This window comes from Reinekea sp. (assembly GCF_982785585.1).
In genome coordinates this window covers 22,037-41,317 of the sequence record NZ_CEYAVF010000030.1, presented here as the reverse complement: position 1 = coordinate 41,317, position 19,281 = coordinate 22,037, and the positions used below count along the sequence as shown (strand labels likewise).

Sequence of the window (19,281 nt, the reverse complement as noted above, 5' to 3'; positions counted from 1 at the left end):
CTTGTAGTGGCCAAACTTAACTATTAGGGCGTTACAGACGAGTATAGTTGGGCGCAGCGCGATGCCGGCGCAGAGGGGGGGTGGGTTGAGTGTCGGGTGTAAATAGTTTGGCCCAAGGGGCGAACGATTGATGCGCAGGTGAAGACTGGTTGAACGACTCGATGTGCCAGCTTACTGCAACCAAGGTCGTGCGCCGAATTCGGTGGCGCGCAACCGAGCCAGAAATTCAGCGGCCAATCAAACTGGCCGCTTACGCTGCTACTGTTTTGCTTTTGCTTGCAGGATCTCATTCACCTGACCGGGGTTGGCCTGGCCCTTAGAGAGCTTCATGACTTGGCCGACGAAGAAGCCAATCAGCTTATCCTTGCCGCCCTTAAACGCATTGAACTGATCGAGGTTGTCGGCAATCACCTGATCTACCAGAGCGGCAATGGCTCCGCTGTCGGTGACCTGTTTAAGACCTTTGGCGGCGATAATCTCATCGGCCGAGCCTTGAGCGTCACTCATCGCTTGGAATACCGTCTTGGCAATGTTGCCGGAGATGGTATTGTCCTTGATGCGCAACAACAGTAGACCCAGGTCCTCTGGCGCAATGGGGCAATTATCGATGGTTAAATCCTGCTGGTTGAGCAGTTTCGATAGATCGCCCATACACCAGTTGGCGGCCAGTTTGGCGTCGCCACACTGTTCGGCGACCCGTTCAAAATAGTTTGCCATCGGGCGACTGCTGGTCAACACGCTGGCATCGTATTCGGTTAGACCAAAATCGGCGATAAAGCGCGCCAGTTTGGTGTCCGGTAATTCTGGCAAGGTCGCACGTATGGCTTCGATATAGGCGTCATCGATTTCGATCGGCAGTAAGTCGGGCTCCGGGAAATAACGGTAGTCGTTGGCGAATTCCTTACTGCGCATCGGTCGGGTTTCATCCTTATCGGCATCATAGAGCCGAGTTTCCTGGATGATTCGGCCGCCGTCTTCCAATATATCTTTCTGACGCTCGACTTCGGTATGAATCGCCTTCTCAATAAATTTAAAGGAATTCAAATTCTTCAATTCGGTGCGCGTGCCAAACTCAGATTGACCGAATGGCCGCAGCGAAATATTCACATCGCAGCGCATGGAACCCTGCGACATATCACCATCGGACACGCCGATATAGGTGATGATGCTGTGAATTTTTTTAAGGTACGCGATGGCCTGTTTGGCGTTGCGAATGTCCGGTTCAGAGACGATTTCGAGCAAGGGCGTACCGGCTCGGTTCAGGTCGATGCCGCTCATGCCCTGAAAGTCTTCGTGCAGCGACTTGCCAGCATCCTCTTCCAGGTGGGCTCGGGTCACACCGATGGTGAAGTTGGTGCCATCCTCGGTGGTGATATCGACGCTGCCCTGGCCGACAATCGGGAAATCCATCTGGGTAACCTGATAGCCCTTGGGCAGATCGGGATAGAAATAATTTTTCCGATCGAAGACCGAGCGCTTGCCAATCTGCGCATCGATTGCCAAGCCGAAGGCCACTGCTTTTGCCAGTGCCTGTTCATTAAAGACGGGCAATACACCGGGTAGCGCCAGATCGATCACGCTGGCCTGGGTGTTGGCCTCAGCACCGAAGGCGGTGCTGGAACCTGAAAATATTTTTGATTGGGTTGAGAGCTGGACATGAATTTCCAACCCGATAACCGTTTCCCACTGCATACGCTTCTCCTTATAAATTCGGCTTGCGGGTATGCCAGTCTGTTGCCAGCTGGAATTGATGGCCGATGTTGAGCAACCGGGCCTCGTCAAAATAATTGCCGATAAGTTGCAGCCCCACTGGCAGTCCAGATTGGAAACCGCAGGGCAGGGCTAGGCCCGGTAAGCCGGCCAGATTGACTGACAGGGTATAGATGTCTTCCAGATACATGGCTACTGGATCTTGACTTTTTGCGCCAATTTTCCAAGCCGGTGATGGGGTCGTTGGCCCCAAGATTACATCGACATCGGCCAAGGCTTGTTGAAAGTCCTGCTTGATCAGGCGGCGTAACTGCTGGGCTTTACGGTAATAGGCGTCGTAATAGCCGGCTGACAGCGCGTAGGTGCCGACCAGGATGCGGCGTTTTACTTCGATGCCGAACCCATCGGCGCGCGTGCGCATATACATGTCGGCTAAATCAGTTGGTGCATCGCAACGATGGCCATAGCGCACACCGTCATAACGTGACAGGTTGGTTGAGGCCTCGGCGGGGGCAATAATATAGTAAGCCGGAATCGACAACTCGGTACGCGGCAGGGAAATTTCCTTCACCACGGCACCCATCGCTTCAAATTGCTTAACGGCGTCCATGACGGCGGCACGGATGCCCGGATCGAGCCCCTCACCAAAGTATTCCTTGGGCAGGCCTATTCTCAAGCCCTTGATGGGTTGATTGAGGTTGGCTAAAAAGTCTTCGACCGGGCGCTCCATTGAGGTCGAGTCCTTGGGGTCGAACCCGGCCAAGCTATTGAGCAGCAAGGCGGCATCCTCAGCGGTTTGAGTCATCGGTCCGGCCTGATCGAGCGACGAGCCATAGGCAATCATGCCCCAGCGCGATACTCGGCCATAGGTTGGCTTTAAGCCGGTGATGCCGCAAAAGGCGGCTGGCTGACGAATTGACCCACCGGTATCGGTACCCAGAGCGACCGGAGCCATGCGCGCGGCAACCGCAACGGCAGAACCGCCTGAGGAGCCGCCCGGCACGGCTTCCAGATCCCATGGATTGCGGGTCGCGCCGTAATAGCTGGATTCGGTAGAGGAACCCATCGCAAACTCATCCATATTGGTCTTACCGAGCATGACCATGCCCGCGTCAGCTAGGCGAGCCGTGGCTGTGGACTCATAGGGTGCGATAAAGTTATCGAGCATTTTGGAGCCGCAGCTGGTGCGTACGCCGGCGGTACAGAATATATCTTTGTGCGCAATCGGCAGGCCGGTTAAAGCACTGGCGTCGCCCTTGGCACGGCGGGCATCGGCGGCGCGGGCACTGTCTAGGGCTTGGCTGCCGGTGACGGTGACAAAGGCATTGTAACGGCTGTCTGCTTGCTGGATTCTGTCCAGGTACGCGGTGGTCAATTCGACACTGGAAAAGTCGCCTTGGGCCAGGCCATCAGACAATTGTTTGAGGGTTTTATCTAACATGCGCAGGTACCTTACTCAATAACTTTAGGGACGAGAAACAGGCCCTTTTCGGCGTGGGGTGCGTTGGCTTGCAGCAGCTCGCGTTGATTTGCTTCGGTGACCACGTCGGCCCTGAGCCGTTGCGCGGCATCGAGAGGGTTGGCCAGCGGCTCAACATCGGTGGTGTCGATGGCCTGCATCTGATCAACCAATGCGAGGATCGACGAGAGGCTGTCGACGTAGTCGGCCATTTCATTTTCATCGATTTTGATACGCGCCAAACGCGCGACATTTTCAACCTGAGAGCGATCGAGGCTCATGGTCGGGGTTCTCCTGAACAGACATTTGAATTAAGTAAAATGGTAAACCAATCGATGCGGTAAAGATTGGCTTTTGCGCGCTAATAAGCCACAGATCGACGAATTTTTCAGGCAAAGCGCTAATGGCTGCCTGTTTTTCGATCAATTCTATGGAAATCCCTTAATAGACGCTAGGTTATCACATTTACTCCTTGCCCAAAAACCCCACCATTGTTACATTGCCAAGCTGTTATGTGTCTGTCACCTTTTGCATTAAAGCGATAATTAAATGTTTAAACGAATTCGTGGTTTATTTTCAAGTGACTTGTCGATCGATCTGGGAACGGCCAACACCCTGATATATGTGCGCGACAGAGATATCGTGCTCAACGAACCGTCTGTTGTTGCGGTGCGCACCACCGGATCCACCAAGACCATCGCGGCCGTTGGTGAAGAAGCTAAGCGTATGCTTGGCCGGACGCCCGGTAGCATTCAGGCCATCCGGCCGATGAAAGACGGCGTTATTGCCGATTTTCACGTCACCGAAAAGATGTTGCAGCACTTCATTAGCAAGGTGCACGAGAACAGTTGGTTTGCCCCCAGCCCACGCGTACTGGTCTGTGTGCCTTGTAAATCGACCCAAGTTGAACGCAAGGCTATTCGCGAATCGGCCTATGGTGCCGGTGCACGCGAAGTTTATCTAATTGAAGAGCCAATGGCAGCCGCTATTGGTGCCGGCTTACCGGTCGAAGAGGCACGCGGTTCGATGATTGTCGATATTGGCGGCGGCACCACTGAAATTGCGGTGATCTCGCTCAACGGTATTGTTTTGAGCGAGTCGGTTCGGGTCGGCGGTGATCGCTTCGATGAAGCCATCGTGTCCTATGTGCGTCGGAACTACGGTTCCTTGATTGGCGAAGCTACGGCTGAGCGGGTCAAGATTGAGATCGGCTGTGCCTACCCAGGTGCCGAAGTGCGCGAAATTGATGTCCGCGGCCGAAACTTGGCCGAGGGTATACCGCGTAGCTTCACCCTAAACAGCAATGAAGTTTTGGAAGCGCTGCAGGAAAATCTGTCGGCCATTGTCCAGTCTGTCAAGAGTGCCTTGGAGCAAACACCGCCGGAATTGGCTGCCGATATCGCCGAGCGCGGTTTGGTGTTAACCGGTGGTGGTGCTCTGCTGCGCGATATCGATCGCTTGCTCAGTGAAGAAACCGGTCTGCCGGTTTTGATCGCCGATGATCCGCTGACCTGTGTGGCGCGCGGCGGTGGTCGAGCGTTGGAGATGATGGACGACAGCACCTTTGATTTCCTCAGTTCCGAATGATAAGCCTGTCCATCATAACGTAGGGCCCGTCTTGGGGCGCTAGTCCCACTCGACCGACCCGAGCCTTGCATCTAATGCAGGGCTTCACTTTATTGGCCACCCGGAGCCTGTTGGCAGATTGGCCAGGCCTTTTGTTTATCGCCGAATTCAGGAGCCCGCTCATCAAACCGATCTACTCAACCGGGCCACATCATGGCTATCGATTCGCCTTGGTTGCCGCCGGGTCGCTCTTGTTGATGTTTCTCGACCTGCGCTTTAACCAATTGGACAAGGCCCGTCAGAGTCTGTCTTATGTGGTTGCACCGGTGCAATCTCTGGTTGCCTTACCCAGTGAACTGGTCAAATGGTCCAGTGAAACCTTTTCCGAACGTAATGTCCTGCTAGACTCCAACCGCTCGCTGCGCAGCCAGATGCTGATCTTGCAGCAAAAGGTGCAATGGTTGGCCATTCTAGAGGCTGAGAACGGCCGCCTGCGGCAATTATTGAATGCCACCGCGCGCCTGGAGACCGAATTCCTGACGGCGGAGTTGATTCGCGTCGATCCAGACCCCTTTTCGATCCAAGTCATCGTTAACCGAGGCGCCCAAGACGGGGTCGCGGTTGGCCAGGCAGTGGTCGATGCAGACGGCCTGTTTGGTTTGGTGGTGCAAGTCGATTCCTTGTCCTCGCGCGTCGCGCTGGTGGCCGATGTAAACTTGGCGGTGCCGGTCTATATTAATCGCAATGGCATGCGTACCGTGGTGGTCGGTACCGGTGACCTGAACAGTTTGGAGCTGGAATATATGCCCGATACCGCCGACGTTAAGATCGGTGACATCTTGGTTACTTCCGGCTTGGGCCTGCGTTTTCCGGCCGGCTATCCGGTTGCCGAGGTGATCGCCATCGAGCACGATCCGGGTGAGCCCTTTGCGCGCATCCGTGCCGCGCCCTTAGCTCGTCTGGACCGCTCACGCAGCATGTTGATCGTATTTCAGGGGCAAAAGCAATGAAAGCAAAACCGGCACACGGACTCTGGCTGATCGGCTTGAGCTTTTTCGTCGCCTTTTATTTGGCGGCCTTGTCGCTGCCCGGCCGATTTGAGATTGCTCGACCCGATTGGGTTGGCCTGATGATTATTTTCTGGGTACTCATTGTGCCGGAACGATTTGGCATCTTAATGGCCTTTTTGGTCGGGCTCTTTTATGACACCTTGATGGGCACTACCCTTGGCCTTTACGGACTGGTATTTGCCGCCCTGGCCTACACGGTCTTGTTGTTAAGTGTCCGCTTACGGATGTATCCGCTGGGCCAGCAGGCGTTAGCGATATTCTGCCTCATCGGGGCCACCCATATGCTCAGTCAGTGGCTCAAGACCGCTCTGATGTCGGTGGTGTCCGGTGAAATACATATCTGGCCGGCGTTAACCTCAGCGCTCCTTTGGCCTTGGGTCTATGGTTTATTGCAGGCACTGCAGTTGCGGGCGCGGGTGCAATAGTGGCCAAGCTGATATTGGCATCCCAATCGCCTCGGCGACGCGAGTTGCTGACCACCTTGGGAATCGACTTTACCGCCCTGGCCACCGACATCGATGAGTCGGTTTTGTCGGGCGAAACGCCCAATCGCTATGTCGATCGTCTCGCCCTGGTCAAGGCCCAGGCCGGCTTGGCATTATTGGATCGGCCAGCAGACTGCTGGGTCCTCGGCTCCGACACCAGCGTGGTGATCGACGGCCAGATTCTCGGCAAGCCAACCTCCAAGGAACACTTTCAGACCATGATGCGATTGTTGTCTGGGCGTACCCATCAAGTACTGACGGGCATTGCCCTGGTGTCCGTTGGTGACTCTTATCGAGCCTTGGTAACCACCGACGTTAGCTTTATGGCCTTGTCGGAGCCGCAGATTTCGGCCTACTGGCATTCTGGCGAGCCACTCGACAAGGCCGGCGGCTACGGTATTCAAGGCCTGGGTGGGGTTTTTGTAACTAAAATTGCGGGCAGTTACAGTTCCGTCGTGGGGCTCCCGCTGCATGAAACCGCCCTGCTATTGGGTAAGGCACGATTCTCTTTGTATCAGGGCCTGATGCCAATTTAAGCGCATCGGGTTTTGGTATGGCAAAATCTTATTTCGATTTTAATAGGATCTCAGATGACTTCCGATATTTTAGTAAATGTGACGCCGATGGAAACCCGAGTAGCACTGGTTGAAAATGGCGCGGTGCAAGAAATTTTTCTCGAGCGCAACCAAACCCGGGGGCTGGTCGGTAATATTTATAAAGGCAAGGTGGTGCGCGTGCTACCCGGCATGCAGGCCGCCTTTATCGATATAGGACTGGAGCGTGCGGCCTTTATTCACGCGTCCGATATCGACCACGATCGAGTCGATAATGAGCCTCACAAACCGATTCAAACCCTGGTGCGCGAAGGCCAGGCGCTGGTAGTTCAGGTGATTAAGGATCCGATGGGCACCAAGGGTGCGCGCTTGACTACGGCCCTATCCATCCCCTCTCGCTATCTGGTGTTTATGCCCGGTTCTAACCACATCGGGGTCTCACAGCGCATCGATGGCGAGACGGAGCGCGACCGACTCCGTAAGACGGTGACTGAAATGAAGGCGTTGGAGGAGATCGAAAAGGGCGGGTTTATTCTGCGTACCGCGGCTGAAGGTATCGGAGAGTTCGAGATTCGTTCGGATATGAATTACTTGAAACGCGTCTTTCGCGTGCTGCAGGAGCGCATGAAGGACAGTGTTGCGACGTCCGTTATCTACGAAGACCTGCCCCTCTACTTGCGGGTGGCGCGCGACTTAGTGCGTGCCGATACCGAGAAGATTCGCATCGATTCGAAAGAAACCTTCGGCAAGGTTCAAGATTTCGTGACCAAATATATGCCCGAGGTGATCGATCTGTTCGAGTATTATCCGGGCGAACGGCCGATCTTCGATCTCTATTCGGTTGAGGACGAGATGTCTAAGGCCCTAAGCCGCAAGGTTGAGCTGAAATCGGGTGGCTATTTGATTATTGATCAAACCGAGGCTATGACCACGATCGATGTCAATACCGGCGCCTTTGTTGGCCATCGTAATTTAGAAGAAACCATCTTTAAAACCAACCTAGAAGCGGTAACGACCATTTGTCGACAATTGCGCCTGCGCAACCTGGGCGGCATCATTATTCTCGATTTTATCGATATGGTCGATGAAGAACACCGCCGTCAGGTACACCGCATGTTGGAGAAAAATCTCGAAAAAGATCATGCTAAGAGTAAAGTGACCGGGGTGTCGGAGTTGGGTCTGGTGGAGATGACCCGCAAGCGCACCCGAGAAAGCCTGGAACATGTCTTAACCGAACATTGCTCGGTTTGTCACGGCCGCGGTCGGCAAAAAACACCGCAAACCGTTTGCTATGAAGTGTTTCGTGAAATTCTGCGCGAAGAACGAGCCTATAACAACGATCGTTACCTAGTATTGGCGTCGCAACAGGTGGTCGATCGGTTGTTGGATGAGGAGTCCTCGAATGTTGCCGATCTAGAGGAATTTATTGGTAAGCCGATTCGTTTCCAGGTTGAACCGATCTACAGTCAGGAACAGTTTGATGTCATTCTGCAGTAGGCTTGAGTTCATATCTTAATTACAGCAGGCTGTTAGCGTGCTGTAATAATGGAAAAAGTACTGTACAGCCGCAGCGAGACAGGTGATCGAAGAGATATGAACTGATGCCGCCGACAACAACCCCTTTTTGGCCCGCGCTGCGCAGCGCCGTGCTTAGAGTCTTGGCCTTCTGGGTGCTGTTGTTCGCCGCCTATCTGGCCCTGGGTCGGCAATTTTTTCCCTATATTGAGCGGTTAAAGCCCGAAGTTGAAACTTGGCTCAGCGCGCAAGTGGGTGCCCCAGTCAGCATTGGACGGTTGCAGGGTGAGTGGGAGCGCTTTAACCCGGTAGTGCAGTTAACCGATATCCAAATCGGGGACACGCTCAGCATGGCCAAGATGACGCTAGCACCTGGCCTCTATGAGTCGATATCGCGCGGTGGCCTGGCTTTTATCCGTTTCGAATTAAGTGATTTCAGTGCCGAACTGGTGCAGACCCCCCGCGGTTGGCAGATGCATGGCCTGGCTTCGGCCGAGGGGGAGGGCGTTAAGCTAAACGATCTTCTCCGCCTGCTGCAACGTCAGCGTGAAGTGCAATTTACCAATACCCATCTAAGCCTGCGGCCGCTCACCCTACCGATGTTTGCTTTGACCCTGCAGCAGGGTCGAGTCAGCGGCACGGATAACGAGATTGACCTGGTTGCGGATGCCGTCTTTAACGGCCAAGGCTTCGACATCCCGCTACAACTGCAAGTTGAAACTCGCCAGGATGGCACCCAGGCCAATCGCGCCTATTTTAAGCACGCGGCCATCGATCTTGCGCCCTGGATTGAGGTATCGGACGCCGAGGTCAGGCACGCGATCGTCGCCGGAGAGTATTGGGTTAATTTTGATCAGCATCATGTGCTGGATGTGACCGCGCGCCTGCAGTCCGACCTAATCGCATTGGAAGGCCCTGCAGATATCATGCGGGTCCAGGACCTCAAGGCAGAAGCCTATCTGGAGCGGCGGACGGATGGCTTTGATGGCTGGTTGAACCTGCTCGCGGGTCGTTCAAACGCTCAGGCCTTATCCGCGACACAGGCCTACATTAGCCGGCGCGCGGATCGTTTGACGCTGCAGTGGGACCGGGTAGCACTAGACCTTATTGGCCAGTGGTTTGCTTTGGATGATCCCAGCGGCTTCTGGCGCGGCCTGCAACCGAGTGGCTTTCTCGATCAGGGACAACTCACCCGTGTGGACCGAGAGCCTGAATCCTGGCAGCTGACGGCGGCGGTGACCGACCTAGCCACCTCGTCGGTCGAGGCTGTTCCGGGCACTCAGCAGCTGAACGGCCGGCTGGACATGAAAGGCGACAGAGGGCAGCTCAGCCTATCGGGCACTGGGGTGCCAATCGACTTACCGGCACTCTATGCCAATGCTCCGATCGCAGAGGCCCTAGCGCTGCAGTTGACCTGGCAAGCCGATGCCGAGCAGGGCGTCATCAGCGAGGGTTCGGCGGACCTGACTCTGGCCGTGCCTGAGCAGGCCAGGGCCGGGTCGATAGCCAAGCCGTTGCCGCTGCACCTGCAGTGGCAATCGACGTCGCCCAATGCACAAGCGCGCCACATGGGCACAGAAGGCACGCTCGAGCTTCAGGTGACGGCCGCGCAGCTCGATGCCTCCTGGGTCCAGTTTTTAGCCAATAACCGACTGTTGAGGCCGGAGACGGTGCGAATAGTTGACGCGCGGCTGCGCGGCGGTGACTTCAGTCGGGCCGAGTTCAACTATCTGAGCCGCACAGACGAGGCGTTTAAAGCTCGCAGTCAATATTTCATCAATGCCAGTGTCGCCAACCTGGAAATGACATTTTTGGATGAGTGGTCACCGGTGCAGGGCGTCGCGGGCGAGTTTGCCCTAACCGATGCCGGTTTGAACTTCTCCGGTCTACAGGGCCAGTATCCCGGCTTTAGGCTGAGTAAAATGGACGCGGCCCTTAATTTTTCCACTCAGCGCATCACCACGCGAGTTAAGGCCCTGGCGTCGGGTCGTGAGGCGTTGCAATTTTTGCAGACTGGACCGTTACAGCTCGGCGATGGCGCGCGGTTTAGCGATTGGGCGGCGACCGAGGGTGAGGTTGATGTCACCCTGCAGCTGGAATGGCCGCTGCTGCAACTCAGTGCACCAGAGGTTTCAATAGACGCAGAGCTGCGTGGCGTGACCTTAACCCTGGGTGCATTAGATCTCGCCTTAACCGATATTAATGGCCAGTTAAGTTACCAGAGCCGTGCCGGACTGCGCAGCGCAGACTTGACGCTGATCCATCAGGGCCAGCTGCAGCGCGCGACGCTGGCGAGCGACAACGGTAGCGCTTTTAGCATCGCCCTGCTGGGGCGCACACCGGTGGCCTATTGGGGTGAGCGCATCAATGACCCCTTTCTGCGTGCCCAACACGTCAGCGTTGGCCACCAAACCCTGATCCGTATCGAGCCTGGGCGCACCCGGATCGAGAGTCGGAGTGATTTGATTGGCCTAGCCTTGCCGCTGCCAGCCCCCCTGAGTAAATCTGCTCAGGCGCCCTTGGCCTTGGACCTAAGTATTAATTTCGACCCGCGGGGTTGGACGACCCTGTCGGCCAACTTGGGGACCAGCCTAACCAGTTATCTTGAACTCGATACAGCCAATAGGGTCCAACGTGGTGCGATCGCTATCAATGAGCCGCTTCGGGTTCGGCGAGAAAACGGTGTCTACTTCGATATTCAGGTTGACCAAGCCGACGCCGACAGCTGGTGGCAATTTGTCCAAGCCTTCGATCAACGCTACCCCGCTAAAACACCGCTGAATCCAGGCCGTTCCTTTGAATCAATGATTGCCGCGATCAACATTCAAGCGCAGCGTCTGGTTTACCTGGGACAAGACTGGAGCGATGTGGTGACCACCTTGCTGCGCGCCGAGAATGCTTGGCTGATTTCCTTTAACAGCGCCGAGGGTCAAGCGGAGGTGGCCATACCTCATGGGCCTGAGCCCATCTTCGCCGACGTGCAATGGGTCGCGCTGACTTCTGCCGCAGAACAGGTCCCCTTTGTTGATCAGCTGGATCCTTTGTTGAATTACTTGCCGAGCGATGTGCCGGATTTGTCACTGCAAATTAATAAGCTGATTTGGAACCAGCGTGACTTAGGTAATTGGCGCGCTGAAGTCAGAGTCGAGGACGGTGTCTTGACGGCATCTGACCTGGTTGGCCAGATGCCTGGAGCCACCCTGAATGGCGATCTGTTGTGGACCCGAGAGCAGGCCAAACATCGAACCGACTTTAACGGTTCGATTCGGACCGGCAATCTGCAAGATGTGCTCACTACCTGGGGCTATGCGCCGGTACTGAGCACTCGAGATGGCATGCTGGATGTAGCGACCCATTGGCAGGGCTCCCCGGCGCATTTTGACTTTAAACGGTTGCAAGGCGCCATCGGCTTGAAGTTCAATCAGGGTGCGATCTTGGATGTGCCCGAATATGAGGGCGTTAAGCTAATCGGACTGTTGAATTTCACCCGGGTGTTGAATCGTATTGCCTTTGACTTTTCCGATTTGCTGCGCACCGGGATTACCTTTGACTCCATCGACGGTGAGTTGCTGTTCGATCGCGGTTTCGCCCGAGTAGGGGAAAGGCTGGTCATCGATGGCTCCGCGACCAAATTCCGCTTCAGCGGCGACGCCGACCTGCTGTCAGACGAATTGGATGTCGACATGACATTGACCGTGCCGTTGTCGAGCACCTTCCCCTTAGTGGCATTGCTCGCCGGTGTTTCGCCCCAGGCTGCGGCCGCCATCTATGTGACCGAGCGGGTCTTCAACAATCAACTCGAACGCCTGAGTTCAGCGCGCATGCACGTTACGGGATCCTTTGAAGCCCCCAATACACGGTTTTATCGGGCCGGTGCTGGCCTTGTGGCAGAACCCACTGGGCCGACCGATAGTGAGCGCGAGTAACCATGACCCTAGGAGAACCAGAGCAATGAGTACGCCCCTGAAGATATATTTTGTTCAGATGACCAGCCGTATCGAGGTTGACGCCAATCTGGCGTGGGTCGGACAGCAGGTCGCGCAGGCGGCAAGCAGCGGGGCCGAGTTGGTGGTGTTGCCGGAAATGTTTGCCCAGATGGGTGGCCTCGATCCGCGACCAATGGCCGCCGAGGAGCGAAATTTTGACGGCCCAGTTGGCTCGGTCATCCGCACCTTAGCACAACAATATGGCCTGTGGATTGTGGCCGGCACGGTGCCGGTCCTGACCGCTCTCGACAGCCGGCCCAGAGCACGCTGCCACCTAGTCAATAACCACGGTGAGGTGGTTGGCCATTATGATAAAATGCACCTCTTTGACGCTTTGGTAGGCGATCAGCAAGGCGTTTATAAAGAATCCAATAACTACTCGCCTGGGTCTTCGGTGGTAACCCTGAACAGCCCTTGGGGGGCTCTGGGCTTGGCCGTCTGCTATGACCTGCGCTTTCCAGAACTGTTTCGCCAGCTCAACGATGCCGGTGCCGAGCTGGTTATCGTGCCCTCGGCTTTTACCTATAAAACCGGCCAAGCGCACTGGGAAGTCTTGTGTCGGGCCCGGGCGATCGAAAACGGCTATTTCATCGCCGCCGTCAACCAATGTGGCCAGCACGACCCACGGCGGCGAACCTGGGGGCACTCCCTGTTGGTCGACCCCTGGGGTGAGATTCAGGACCTGGGCGCCGAGCCCTGTGGTCAGTTGTTAGTCGTGGAATTCGATCGGGTCGCGGCCGTGCGGCAACAGTTGCCGGTTAATCAGCACCGCCGGCTAGATTGAAGCGTGCGCTGGTGAGGATCTGACCGTGCCCATCGAGTTGATGCTCCACCACCTCAAGAGCCCCTGAGCGCAATTGCCGAGCCTGAGTCCGGCACCGGGTGCCATAGTCGGCGCCGACGATGGTTTGCGCCGAGAGCGTTTGCTCCCAGTCCAGCGGCACACCAGTGCTCGGCAGCGCTTGCTGCTCGGCGATCGCAGTCGAGGTGAGAATGGTTTGGCCGTCCGCGCTCTGTAAACGGGCATCACCCCAGGCGCGCATCTGTTGTTTGGCTAAAACCGTTTTTGGCCAGGGCGTATTCAGACTGTCGTTAGACAAACCATGGATGCCGGGCGCTAACCATTGGCCGCTCGGGTGAATGCTGCTGAAATAGAACAACCGCCGGGCATCGCCTAACACCAGATTGAAACCGCCATAGTCGTTCAAGCGTGGCAGAATAGCGCGATGGTAAGCCTCGATACTCGCGCAGCCTTGGAGAAAGTCGCGCACCAGATCACCTCGGCTGAAGGCCGAACTGGCGCCGATAAAACCGGGTCGAATATTGGTCAGCAAGGCAAAATAACCGCGCCGATTGAAGCCCAACCAGGTGCCACCGGCCTGTAAGTCCTTGCCGGCGAGCAAGGTTCGGTCTGGCCACCAATGCATGGCCTGGGTGGGGCGTTGGCGAAACTCATCGCGGTTGGCGACCAGATTCAAGGGTACGGCGCTACCGGGTTGCCAAGAAAAAACCGCTAAACACATACTTACTCCGCACTGTGCAGTGCAATGAGATGGCCATCCGGATCCTGAATAACCGCCCGTTGACCAAAAGGCTCTATACTCTGGATCGGTTGCACCAGGACCCCACCGTGCAATCGGACGCGCGCAATGGCTTGGGGAAGGCGGCCTTGGCAATTGAAGTAGGGCAGCATGGCGGCAGCCGGTTCGAGCGAATGAGCGCGTTCGATTAGGGTAAGACCGGAACCGGCGCCGGAAAACTGTAGGCTTGCACTGGCACTGTGGGGCCGGGCATCGCGCAACGGCTGGTCGAAAATAGCGCTGTAAAAGGCGATCGACGCATCTAGGTTGGTGACCGGGAGGTCGAGCCAGAGCAACAGGTTGAAATTTTGTGGCTGAGTCATAGCGGCGCGCACGGCAAAAACAGTAGTGTAGGGCAGTGACCGCGCGTTGACAACGGCCTTGCCCTAGACGCCGAACTAGCCCTGACTGTCGGTCGATTCAAAAATCTTGTCGGCACTGGCGGCGACGAAACCCTGGTACAGCTGGCCGGCGTCATCGCAATAACGCTTGGCAAACTCGTAGTAACAGGTTGAGACCTCATGGCGGTCACCGTCGGCAAACTCAAACTCCTGGGTCGAGGCTAGGGTCGATGACTGCTCCAGTAAGACCGCTGGTGAGCCCTTGACCCGGCCGCCACTGGCGTTGATGTTGAAGCCTAACGCCTCCACAAACTCATTCAGGTCGGCCACCTCCGACATCTGCGCCAGGGCATTGATGCTGATCGTGAAATGGTTTACTCGCAGACCGATAATGCTCAACCAGGCGGCATATTCACTCTCGGCCGCGAGCATTTTATAGTCGGCAAAGGTCGGTGCAAGCCAGGCTCGGCCGCGCCAGAATACGCTCGCATCCGCGGCCGTATCAACCGGCATTTGGCCGATCAATCGCTGCAGAACAGCCTGGCTTTCGGCCGACAATTCTTCGACCCGCAGCTCACTGATAAAGATGCGCGGCAAGTCTGAACTCGGCGGCGTATAGCCCATGGCGTCGAGTTTTTTACCGGCAAAGTAATAGGGTTCGAAACGCTTATAGCCAAGTGCCAAAATCAGGGGTTCCAGTGTCGCGAGTCGGGCCGGGCCCTGGTTGAAGGTGCGAAAGGCAATATGATCGTTCAATACCGTCTCACCGCGCATCCTTAAGGCGCCTTCAATGGCCTCTGCCTGAGGTGTCATCTTGATATAGTCTTGCCAAATCTGCTGATAGAATTCACTAGTATTCACGATGCGTTTCTGCCTAAGTCATTGAGTGGGAGGCCGCGGCCGGTCTGCCCAAGCATAGGACGGAACCGCCGGTGGCGTTACCAGAGGAACGCCCCGTTGTTATGGGAAAGAGACATTGGTTTAGGGCGCTAATGACTCGCTCAGTTTGAGGGCGTCGGCCGAGCGCCGTTGTAAACGCAGTTTGTGCACAGCATCCCAGACCAAGAGCGCCAAGGCGCTCCAGATAATACCAAAGGTGACCAACTTGGCGGGCTCCAAGGGTTCGTTGTAGACAAATACGGCGAGTAAAAACATGCCGCTGGGGCCAATATATTGGAAGAAGGCAATGGTCGACAGGGGCATTCGGTTGGCCGCTGCGGCAAAGCAGATCAATGGAATCATCGTCACGGGTCCGGCGATAAATAATTGAAAATTGGTGAACGGGTCGTTGGTGAAAAAATTGGCGCTTGAACTAGTGGCGAAAAGCAAATAGATCAATGCGATGGGCAACAGCAGGCCGGTCTCGAGTGCCATGCCTACGAAGCTGTCGACCGCCAGCTTTTTGCGGACTAGGCCGTAGAGTCCGAAGCTGGTGGCCAACGCCAGCGCCACCCAGGGTAATTCACCAAAGCGAATCAATTCAAAGAGGACGGCGACCAGACACAGGGCTGCGGCAATTTTTTTGATCCGATCGAGGCGCTCGGCGAAAAAAATCATCCCAAGTAAGATATTGATCAATGGATTTATGTAATAACCCAAGCTGGCACTGAGCATTTGATTGTCATTGATCGCCCAAATAAAGACCCCCCAGTTGGTGCCGATGATGAGGCTTGAGGCCAATAGGCTGAGGCGGATTTTAGGGTTGCACAGTGCGCTCCACAAGGGACGCCAGCGCCGACTGAGGGCGATGATGATTAGCGTCAAGACCAGGCTCCAGACGACCCGATAGGCGAGGATGTCCAACGCCGGTAACGCCCCTACCCATTTGAAATAGACTGGCCCGATGGCCCAAAGGGTGAACGCGGTCAATGCAAATAGATAACCCTGTCGTTGTTGCTGGTCCATACTAAGCCTCTGGCATACATCGTTGACGGCCAGTCAACGCTGCCGGGAGCAGACCATAACCACAACCGCTGGGTTACACCAATCATTTATACCAGCTAAATTCAGATAGCTGAGTTTTTCGCTTGGGTTAGTAGTCCTGTTTGGCAAACTAAGGCACAATAAAGTTAGTGTATTGGGCTGTTTCAGCCAATCTGTGCGATAAGCAGCGCGACACAGGATTATCAATGAATTCGGGCCTGTTAACTCAATAAAAGGGATTAAGACCAATGATTCGCAAATGTATGTTTCCAGTGGGCGGTTACGGCACACGTTTTTTGCCGGCCACCAAGGCATTGCCAAAAGAGATGTTGCCGGTCGTGAACAAGCCTCTGGTGCAATACGGCGTGGAAGAATCGATCGAAGCGGGCTTGAATTACATCGGTTTCGTCACCGGGCGCGGTAAACGCGCCATCGCCGACCACTTCGATATTTCCTATGAGCTGGAGCACCAGATCAATGGCTCGACCAAGGAACAGTATTTAGAATCGATTCGTCATGTGATGGAAACCGGGGTGTTCTCTTACACCCGACAGAAAGAAATGAAGGGTTTGGGCCATGCCATCTTAGCGGGCGAAACCCTGATCGGTAATGAGCCCTTCGGCGTGGTGTTGGCCGATGACCTCTGTGTCAACGAGCCGGGCGAAGACAATGTGCTCGCGCAGATGGTCAAGATTTATCGGCAGTTTCGTTGTTCGATCGTTGCGGTCATGGAAGTACCGACCGACGAGATTCACAAGTATGGTGTCATTTCCGGGGAGTTGATGAAAGACGGTCTCTATCGGGTCAGTGATATGGTTGAAAAACCCGATGCCAAGGATGCCCCGAGCAATCTCGCGGTCATTGGGCGCTATATTCTCACTCCGGATATCTTTGAAATATTGCGCCATACCCCACCGGGTAAAAACGATGAAATTCAATTGACCGATGCCCTCAAACAGCAGTGTCAGGACGGGGTCGTGTTGGCCTATCGGTTTAAGGGCACACGCTTCGATTGCGGGTCGGTGCAGGGTTTTGTTGAGGCGACTAACTACTGTTTCGAAAATATCTACCAGCAAGGCGATAACAGCTAAATGGGCATCGACTGGCCATTGGCTTGATCTGTGCCCAACAAAAAGCCCGGCCAAGCCGGGCTTTTTTATGCCAACCGATAATCGGTTAGAGGACTAAGCGACGCACATCGGACAGCACCAGCGCGATAAAGGCGGTGAACTTCGCCGCATCAGCACCGTTGATGGCACGATGATCGTAGGACATCGACAGCGGAGTAAAGTTGCGTGGTACAAACTCCGTGCCGTTCCAATGCGGTTTAATGGCGTTCTTGGAGACACCCAAGATCGCCACTTCGGGTGCATTGACGATCGGCGTAAAGGCGGTACCACCTAAGGCACCCAGACTCGACACGGTAAAACAACCACCCTGCATTTCAACCGACTTGACCTTGCCATCGCGACCGCGCTTGGCAAAATCGATGATTTCCTCGGCTATCTGCCAGATCGATTTCTTATCGGCGTCTTTAATCACCGGAACGATCAAGCCATTGGGTGTATCAACTGCAATGCCTATATTGACATACTGCTTGTGGACCATGTGCTTACCATCGGCCATCAGCGAGACGTTGAATTTCGGAAATTCGATCATAGCGGCGGCACAGGCCTTGACGATAAAGGCCAGTGGGCTGATCTTAACCCCGCGCTTTTCCATCTCACCCTTGAGCGATTGACGGAAGGCTTCGGTATCTGTCACATCGGCCTCATCGAATTGGGTCACATGCGGAATCACCAGAGCATTACGCACCATATTAACGGCGGTAAGCTGTTGAATTCGGCTCATTTCCTTGATTTCGACAGTGCCAAAGCGCGCAAAGTCCTGATCGGGTACGGTCGGTAAACCGGCCCCGGCCGTGATCTGCTGCGGCTCTTGTAAGCGCTTCTTAACCCAACCGGCGACGTCATCTTTGATCACTCGGCCACGTGGTCCAGTACCTGGTACTGCACCAAGGTCGACACCAAATTCTCGAGCCAATTTACGCACCGCGGGACCGGCATGTACTGCCTTACCGGAGGCCACTGGCGCACTCGCGGGCACCGGGATCACGGGGGCAGGTGCTTCAGCCTTCGGCGTCTTAACCTCTGCTCGGGATGGAGCTGCGACGACCGGCGCGCTAGGAGCAGCGGCATTGGTTTTCACTTCAATCAGCTGAGTACCTTGGGCAACGGTATCACCAACCTTAACCGTGATGGACACCACTTCGCCGGATATCGGAGAGGGTACATCCATCGAGGCCTTGTCGGACTCCAGTACCACCAGGGTATCGTCGAGGGCTATCTGATCGCCGACCTGGATGGCTATCTCGATAACACTAGCGCTGTCCATGCCAATATCGGGCACGGTGACGGTTTCGATCGCTGACCCGGCCGGCGCTGCTGGAGCTGCAGCGGGTTCAGCAACGGAATTGGTCGCAGCTACGCTCGCCGGCGCAGAGCCGGCCGTCTTGAGTTCCAATAAAATTGAACCTTCAGAGACGGTATCGCCAACCTGCACGCTGATCGCGATCACCTCGCCACCCTGCGGTGCTGGGACATCCATGGAGGCCTTGTCGGACTCCAGAATCACAATGGTGTCTTCCTCGGCAATAACATCGCCGACCTGGACGGCGATCTCGATAATATTGGCACTGTCCATACCGATGTCTGGTACCAATACAGTGGTTACGCTGCTGGTCTCGGCGTTAGCCTGCGGCGCAACAGCTACGGGGGCCGCGGCAACGGCTGGTGCTGCGGCCGGCGTATTAGCACTGCTGCTCGGGGCGCTCGCGTCGCTGGCCAGTTCGATATAGATCATCTCGTCACCTTCGGTGACGCTATCGCCTTCCTGGATCTTAAGCTGAACAATTTTGCCGGCCACGGGGGACGGAACGTCCATCGAGGCCTTGTCAGATTCCAACACCAGAATGGTATCGTCAACGCCGATCACGTCGCCCGCTTTCACGCTCACCTCAATACAGGTGGCGGAATCCATTCCGATATCGGGTACTCGGATAATTTCAGTGGTCATGTAAGACTCCTAATTCG

The 19,281-nt window shown here is 55.5% G+C and carries 16 protein-coding genes; 8 read left to right on the top strand and 8 right to left on the bottom strand.

What is annotated here, in order from left to right:
• Nucleotides 1-258: 258 nt before the first annotated feature.
• From gatB to gatC, 3 genes are read right to left on the bottom strand one after another with little or no spacing between them, the layout of a single operon-like run.
• A complete protein-coding gene (gene gatB, locus AC4FIC_RS11975) occupies nt 259-1,692 on the bottom strand; it encodes an Asp-tRNA(Asn)/Glu-tRNA(Gln) amidotransferase subunit GatB (protein WP_273283848.1) in 1,434 nt (477 codons plus the stop codon).
• A 10-nt stretch (nt 1,693-1,702) separates the two neighbouring features.
• Nucleotides 1,703-3,151, bottom strand: a complete 1,449-nt coding sequence (gene gatA / locus AC4FIC_RS11970; RefSeq protein WP_100257685.1) for an Asp-tRNA(Asn)/Glu-tRNA(Gln) amidotransferase subunit GatA — start codon at nt 3,149-3,151, stop codon at nt 1,703-1,705.
• 11 nt (nt 3,152-3,162) lie between these two features.
• Nucleotides 3,163-3,450: an Asp-tRNA(Asn)/Glu-tRNA(Gln) amidotransferase subunit GatC gene (gene gatC / locus AC4FIC_RS11965; protein ID WP_100257684.1), complete on the bottom strand. Its 288-nt coding sequence runs from the start codon at nt 3,448-3,450 to the stop codon at nt 3,163-3,165.
• A 268-nt stretch (nt 3,451-3,718) separates the two neighbouring features.
• Here gatC and AC4FIC_RS11960 point away from each other — a divergent pair, with 268 nt between their 5' ends.
• The 7 genes from AC4FIC_RS11960 (at nt 3,719) to AC4FIC_RS11930 (ending at nt 13,129) form a co-directional block, all read left to right on the top strand.
• On the top strand, nt 3,719-4,756 hold the full coding sequence (locus AC4FIC_RS11960; protein WP_100257683.1) for a rod shape-determining protein: 1,038 nt from the start codon (nt 3,719-3,721) through the stop codon (nt 4,754-4,756).
• Between the two features lie 131 nt (nt 4,757-4,887).
• Entirely contained in the window at nt 4,888-5,745 is an 858-nt protein-coding gene (mreC, locus tag AC4FIC_RS11955; protein ID WP_273283842.1) for a rod shape-determining protein MreC, read from the top strand.
• Nucleotides 5,742-6,230: a rod shape-determining protein MreD gene (gene mreD, locus AC4FIC_RS11950; protein WP_100257681.1), complete on the top strand. Its 489-nt coding sequence runs from the start codon at nt 5,742-5,744 to the stop codon at nt 6,228-6,230. The genes mreC and mreD overlap by 4 nt, the downstream gene beginning before the upstream one ends.
• Nucleotides 6,230-6,826: a Maf family protein gene (locus AC4FIC_RS11945; RefSeq protein ID WP_193437299.1), complete on the top strand. Its 597-nt coding sequence runs from the start codon at nt 6,230-6,232 to the stop codon at nt 6,824-6,826. The genes mreD and AC4FIC_RS11945 overlap by 1 nt, the downstream gene beginning before the upstream one ends.
• Nucleotides 6,827-6,880: 54 nt before the next feature.
• Complete coding sequence (gene rng, locus AC4FIC_RS11940; protein WP_100257680.1) at nt 6,881-8,341, top strand: ribonuclease G; 1,461 nt, start codon at nt 6,881-6,883, stop codon at nt 8,339-8,341.
• Between the two features lie 104 nt (nt 8,342-8,445).
• On the top strand, nt 8,446-12,285 hold the full coding sequence (locus tag AC4FIC_RS11935; protein WP_476195008.1) for a YhdP family phospholipid transporter: 3,840 nt from the start codon (nt 8,446-8,448) through the stop codon (nt 12,283-12,285).
• Between the two features lie 25 nt (nt 12,286-12,310).
• The gene (locus tag AC4FIC_RS11930) at nt 12,311-13,129 is read left to right on the top strand and encodes a carbon-nitrogen hydrolase family protein (RefSeq protein WP_227003666.1); all 819 of its coding nucleotides are present in this window, start codon (nt 12,311-12,313) and stop codon (nt 13,127-13,129) included.
• Here AC4FIC_RS11930 and AC4FIC_RS11925 read toward each other — a convergent pair.
• From AC4FIC_RS11925 to rarD, 4 genes are all read right to left on the bottom strand, one after another.
• Nucleotides 13,104-13,868, bottom strand: a complete 765-nt coding sequence (locus AC4FIC_RS11925; protein ID WP_100257678.1) for an NRDE family protein — start codon at nt 13,866-13,868, stop codon at nt 13,104-13,106. The genes AC4FIC_RS11930 and AC4FIC_RS11925 overlap by 26 nt on opposite strands.
• Nucleotides 13,869-13,870: 2 nt before the next feature.
• Nucleotides 13,871-14,248, bottom strand: a complete 378-nt coding sequence (locus tag AC4FIC_RS11920; protein ID WP_100257677.1) for a VOC family protein — start codon at nt 14,246-14,248, stop codon at nt 13,871-13,873.
• A gap of 75 nt (nt 14,249-14,323) precedes the next feature.
• On the bottom strand, nt 14,324-15,127 hold the full coding sequence (locus tag AC4FIC_RS11915; RefSeq protein ID WP_100257676.1) for a DUF1338 domain-containing protein: 804 nt from the start codon (nt 15,125-15,127) through the stop codon (nt 14,324-14,326).
• Nucleotides 15,128-15,247: 120 nt separating this feature from the next.
• A complete protein-coding gene (gene rarD, locus AC4FIC_RS11910; protein ID WP_100257675.1) occupies nt 15,248-16,171 on the bottom strand; it encodes an EamA family transporter RarD in 924 nt (307 codons plus the stop codon).
• 266 nt (nt 16,172-16,437) lie between these two features.
• Here rarD and galU point away from each other — a divergent pair, with 266 nt between their 5' ends.
• Complete coding sequence (galU, locus tag AC4FIC_RS11905) at nt 16,438-17,280, top strand: UTP--glucose-1-phosphate uridylyltransferase GalU (protein WP_100257674.1); 843 nt, start codon at nt 16,438-16,440, stop codon at nt 17,278-17,280.
• 85 nt (nt 17,281-17,365) lie between these two features.
• On the opposite strand, the gene AC4FIC_RS11900 is transcribed toward galU, so the two are convergent.
• Nucleotides 17,366-19,264, bottom strand: coding sequence for a 2-oxo acid dehydrogenase subunit E2 (locus AC4FIC_RS11900; RefSeq protein WP_100257673.1), 1,899 nt, complete (start codon nt 19,262-19,264; stop codon nt 17,366-17,368).
• Between the last annotated feature and the right edge of the window lie 17 nt (nt 19,265-19,281).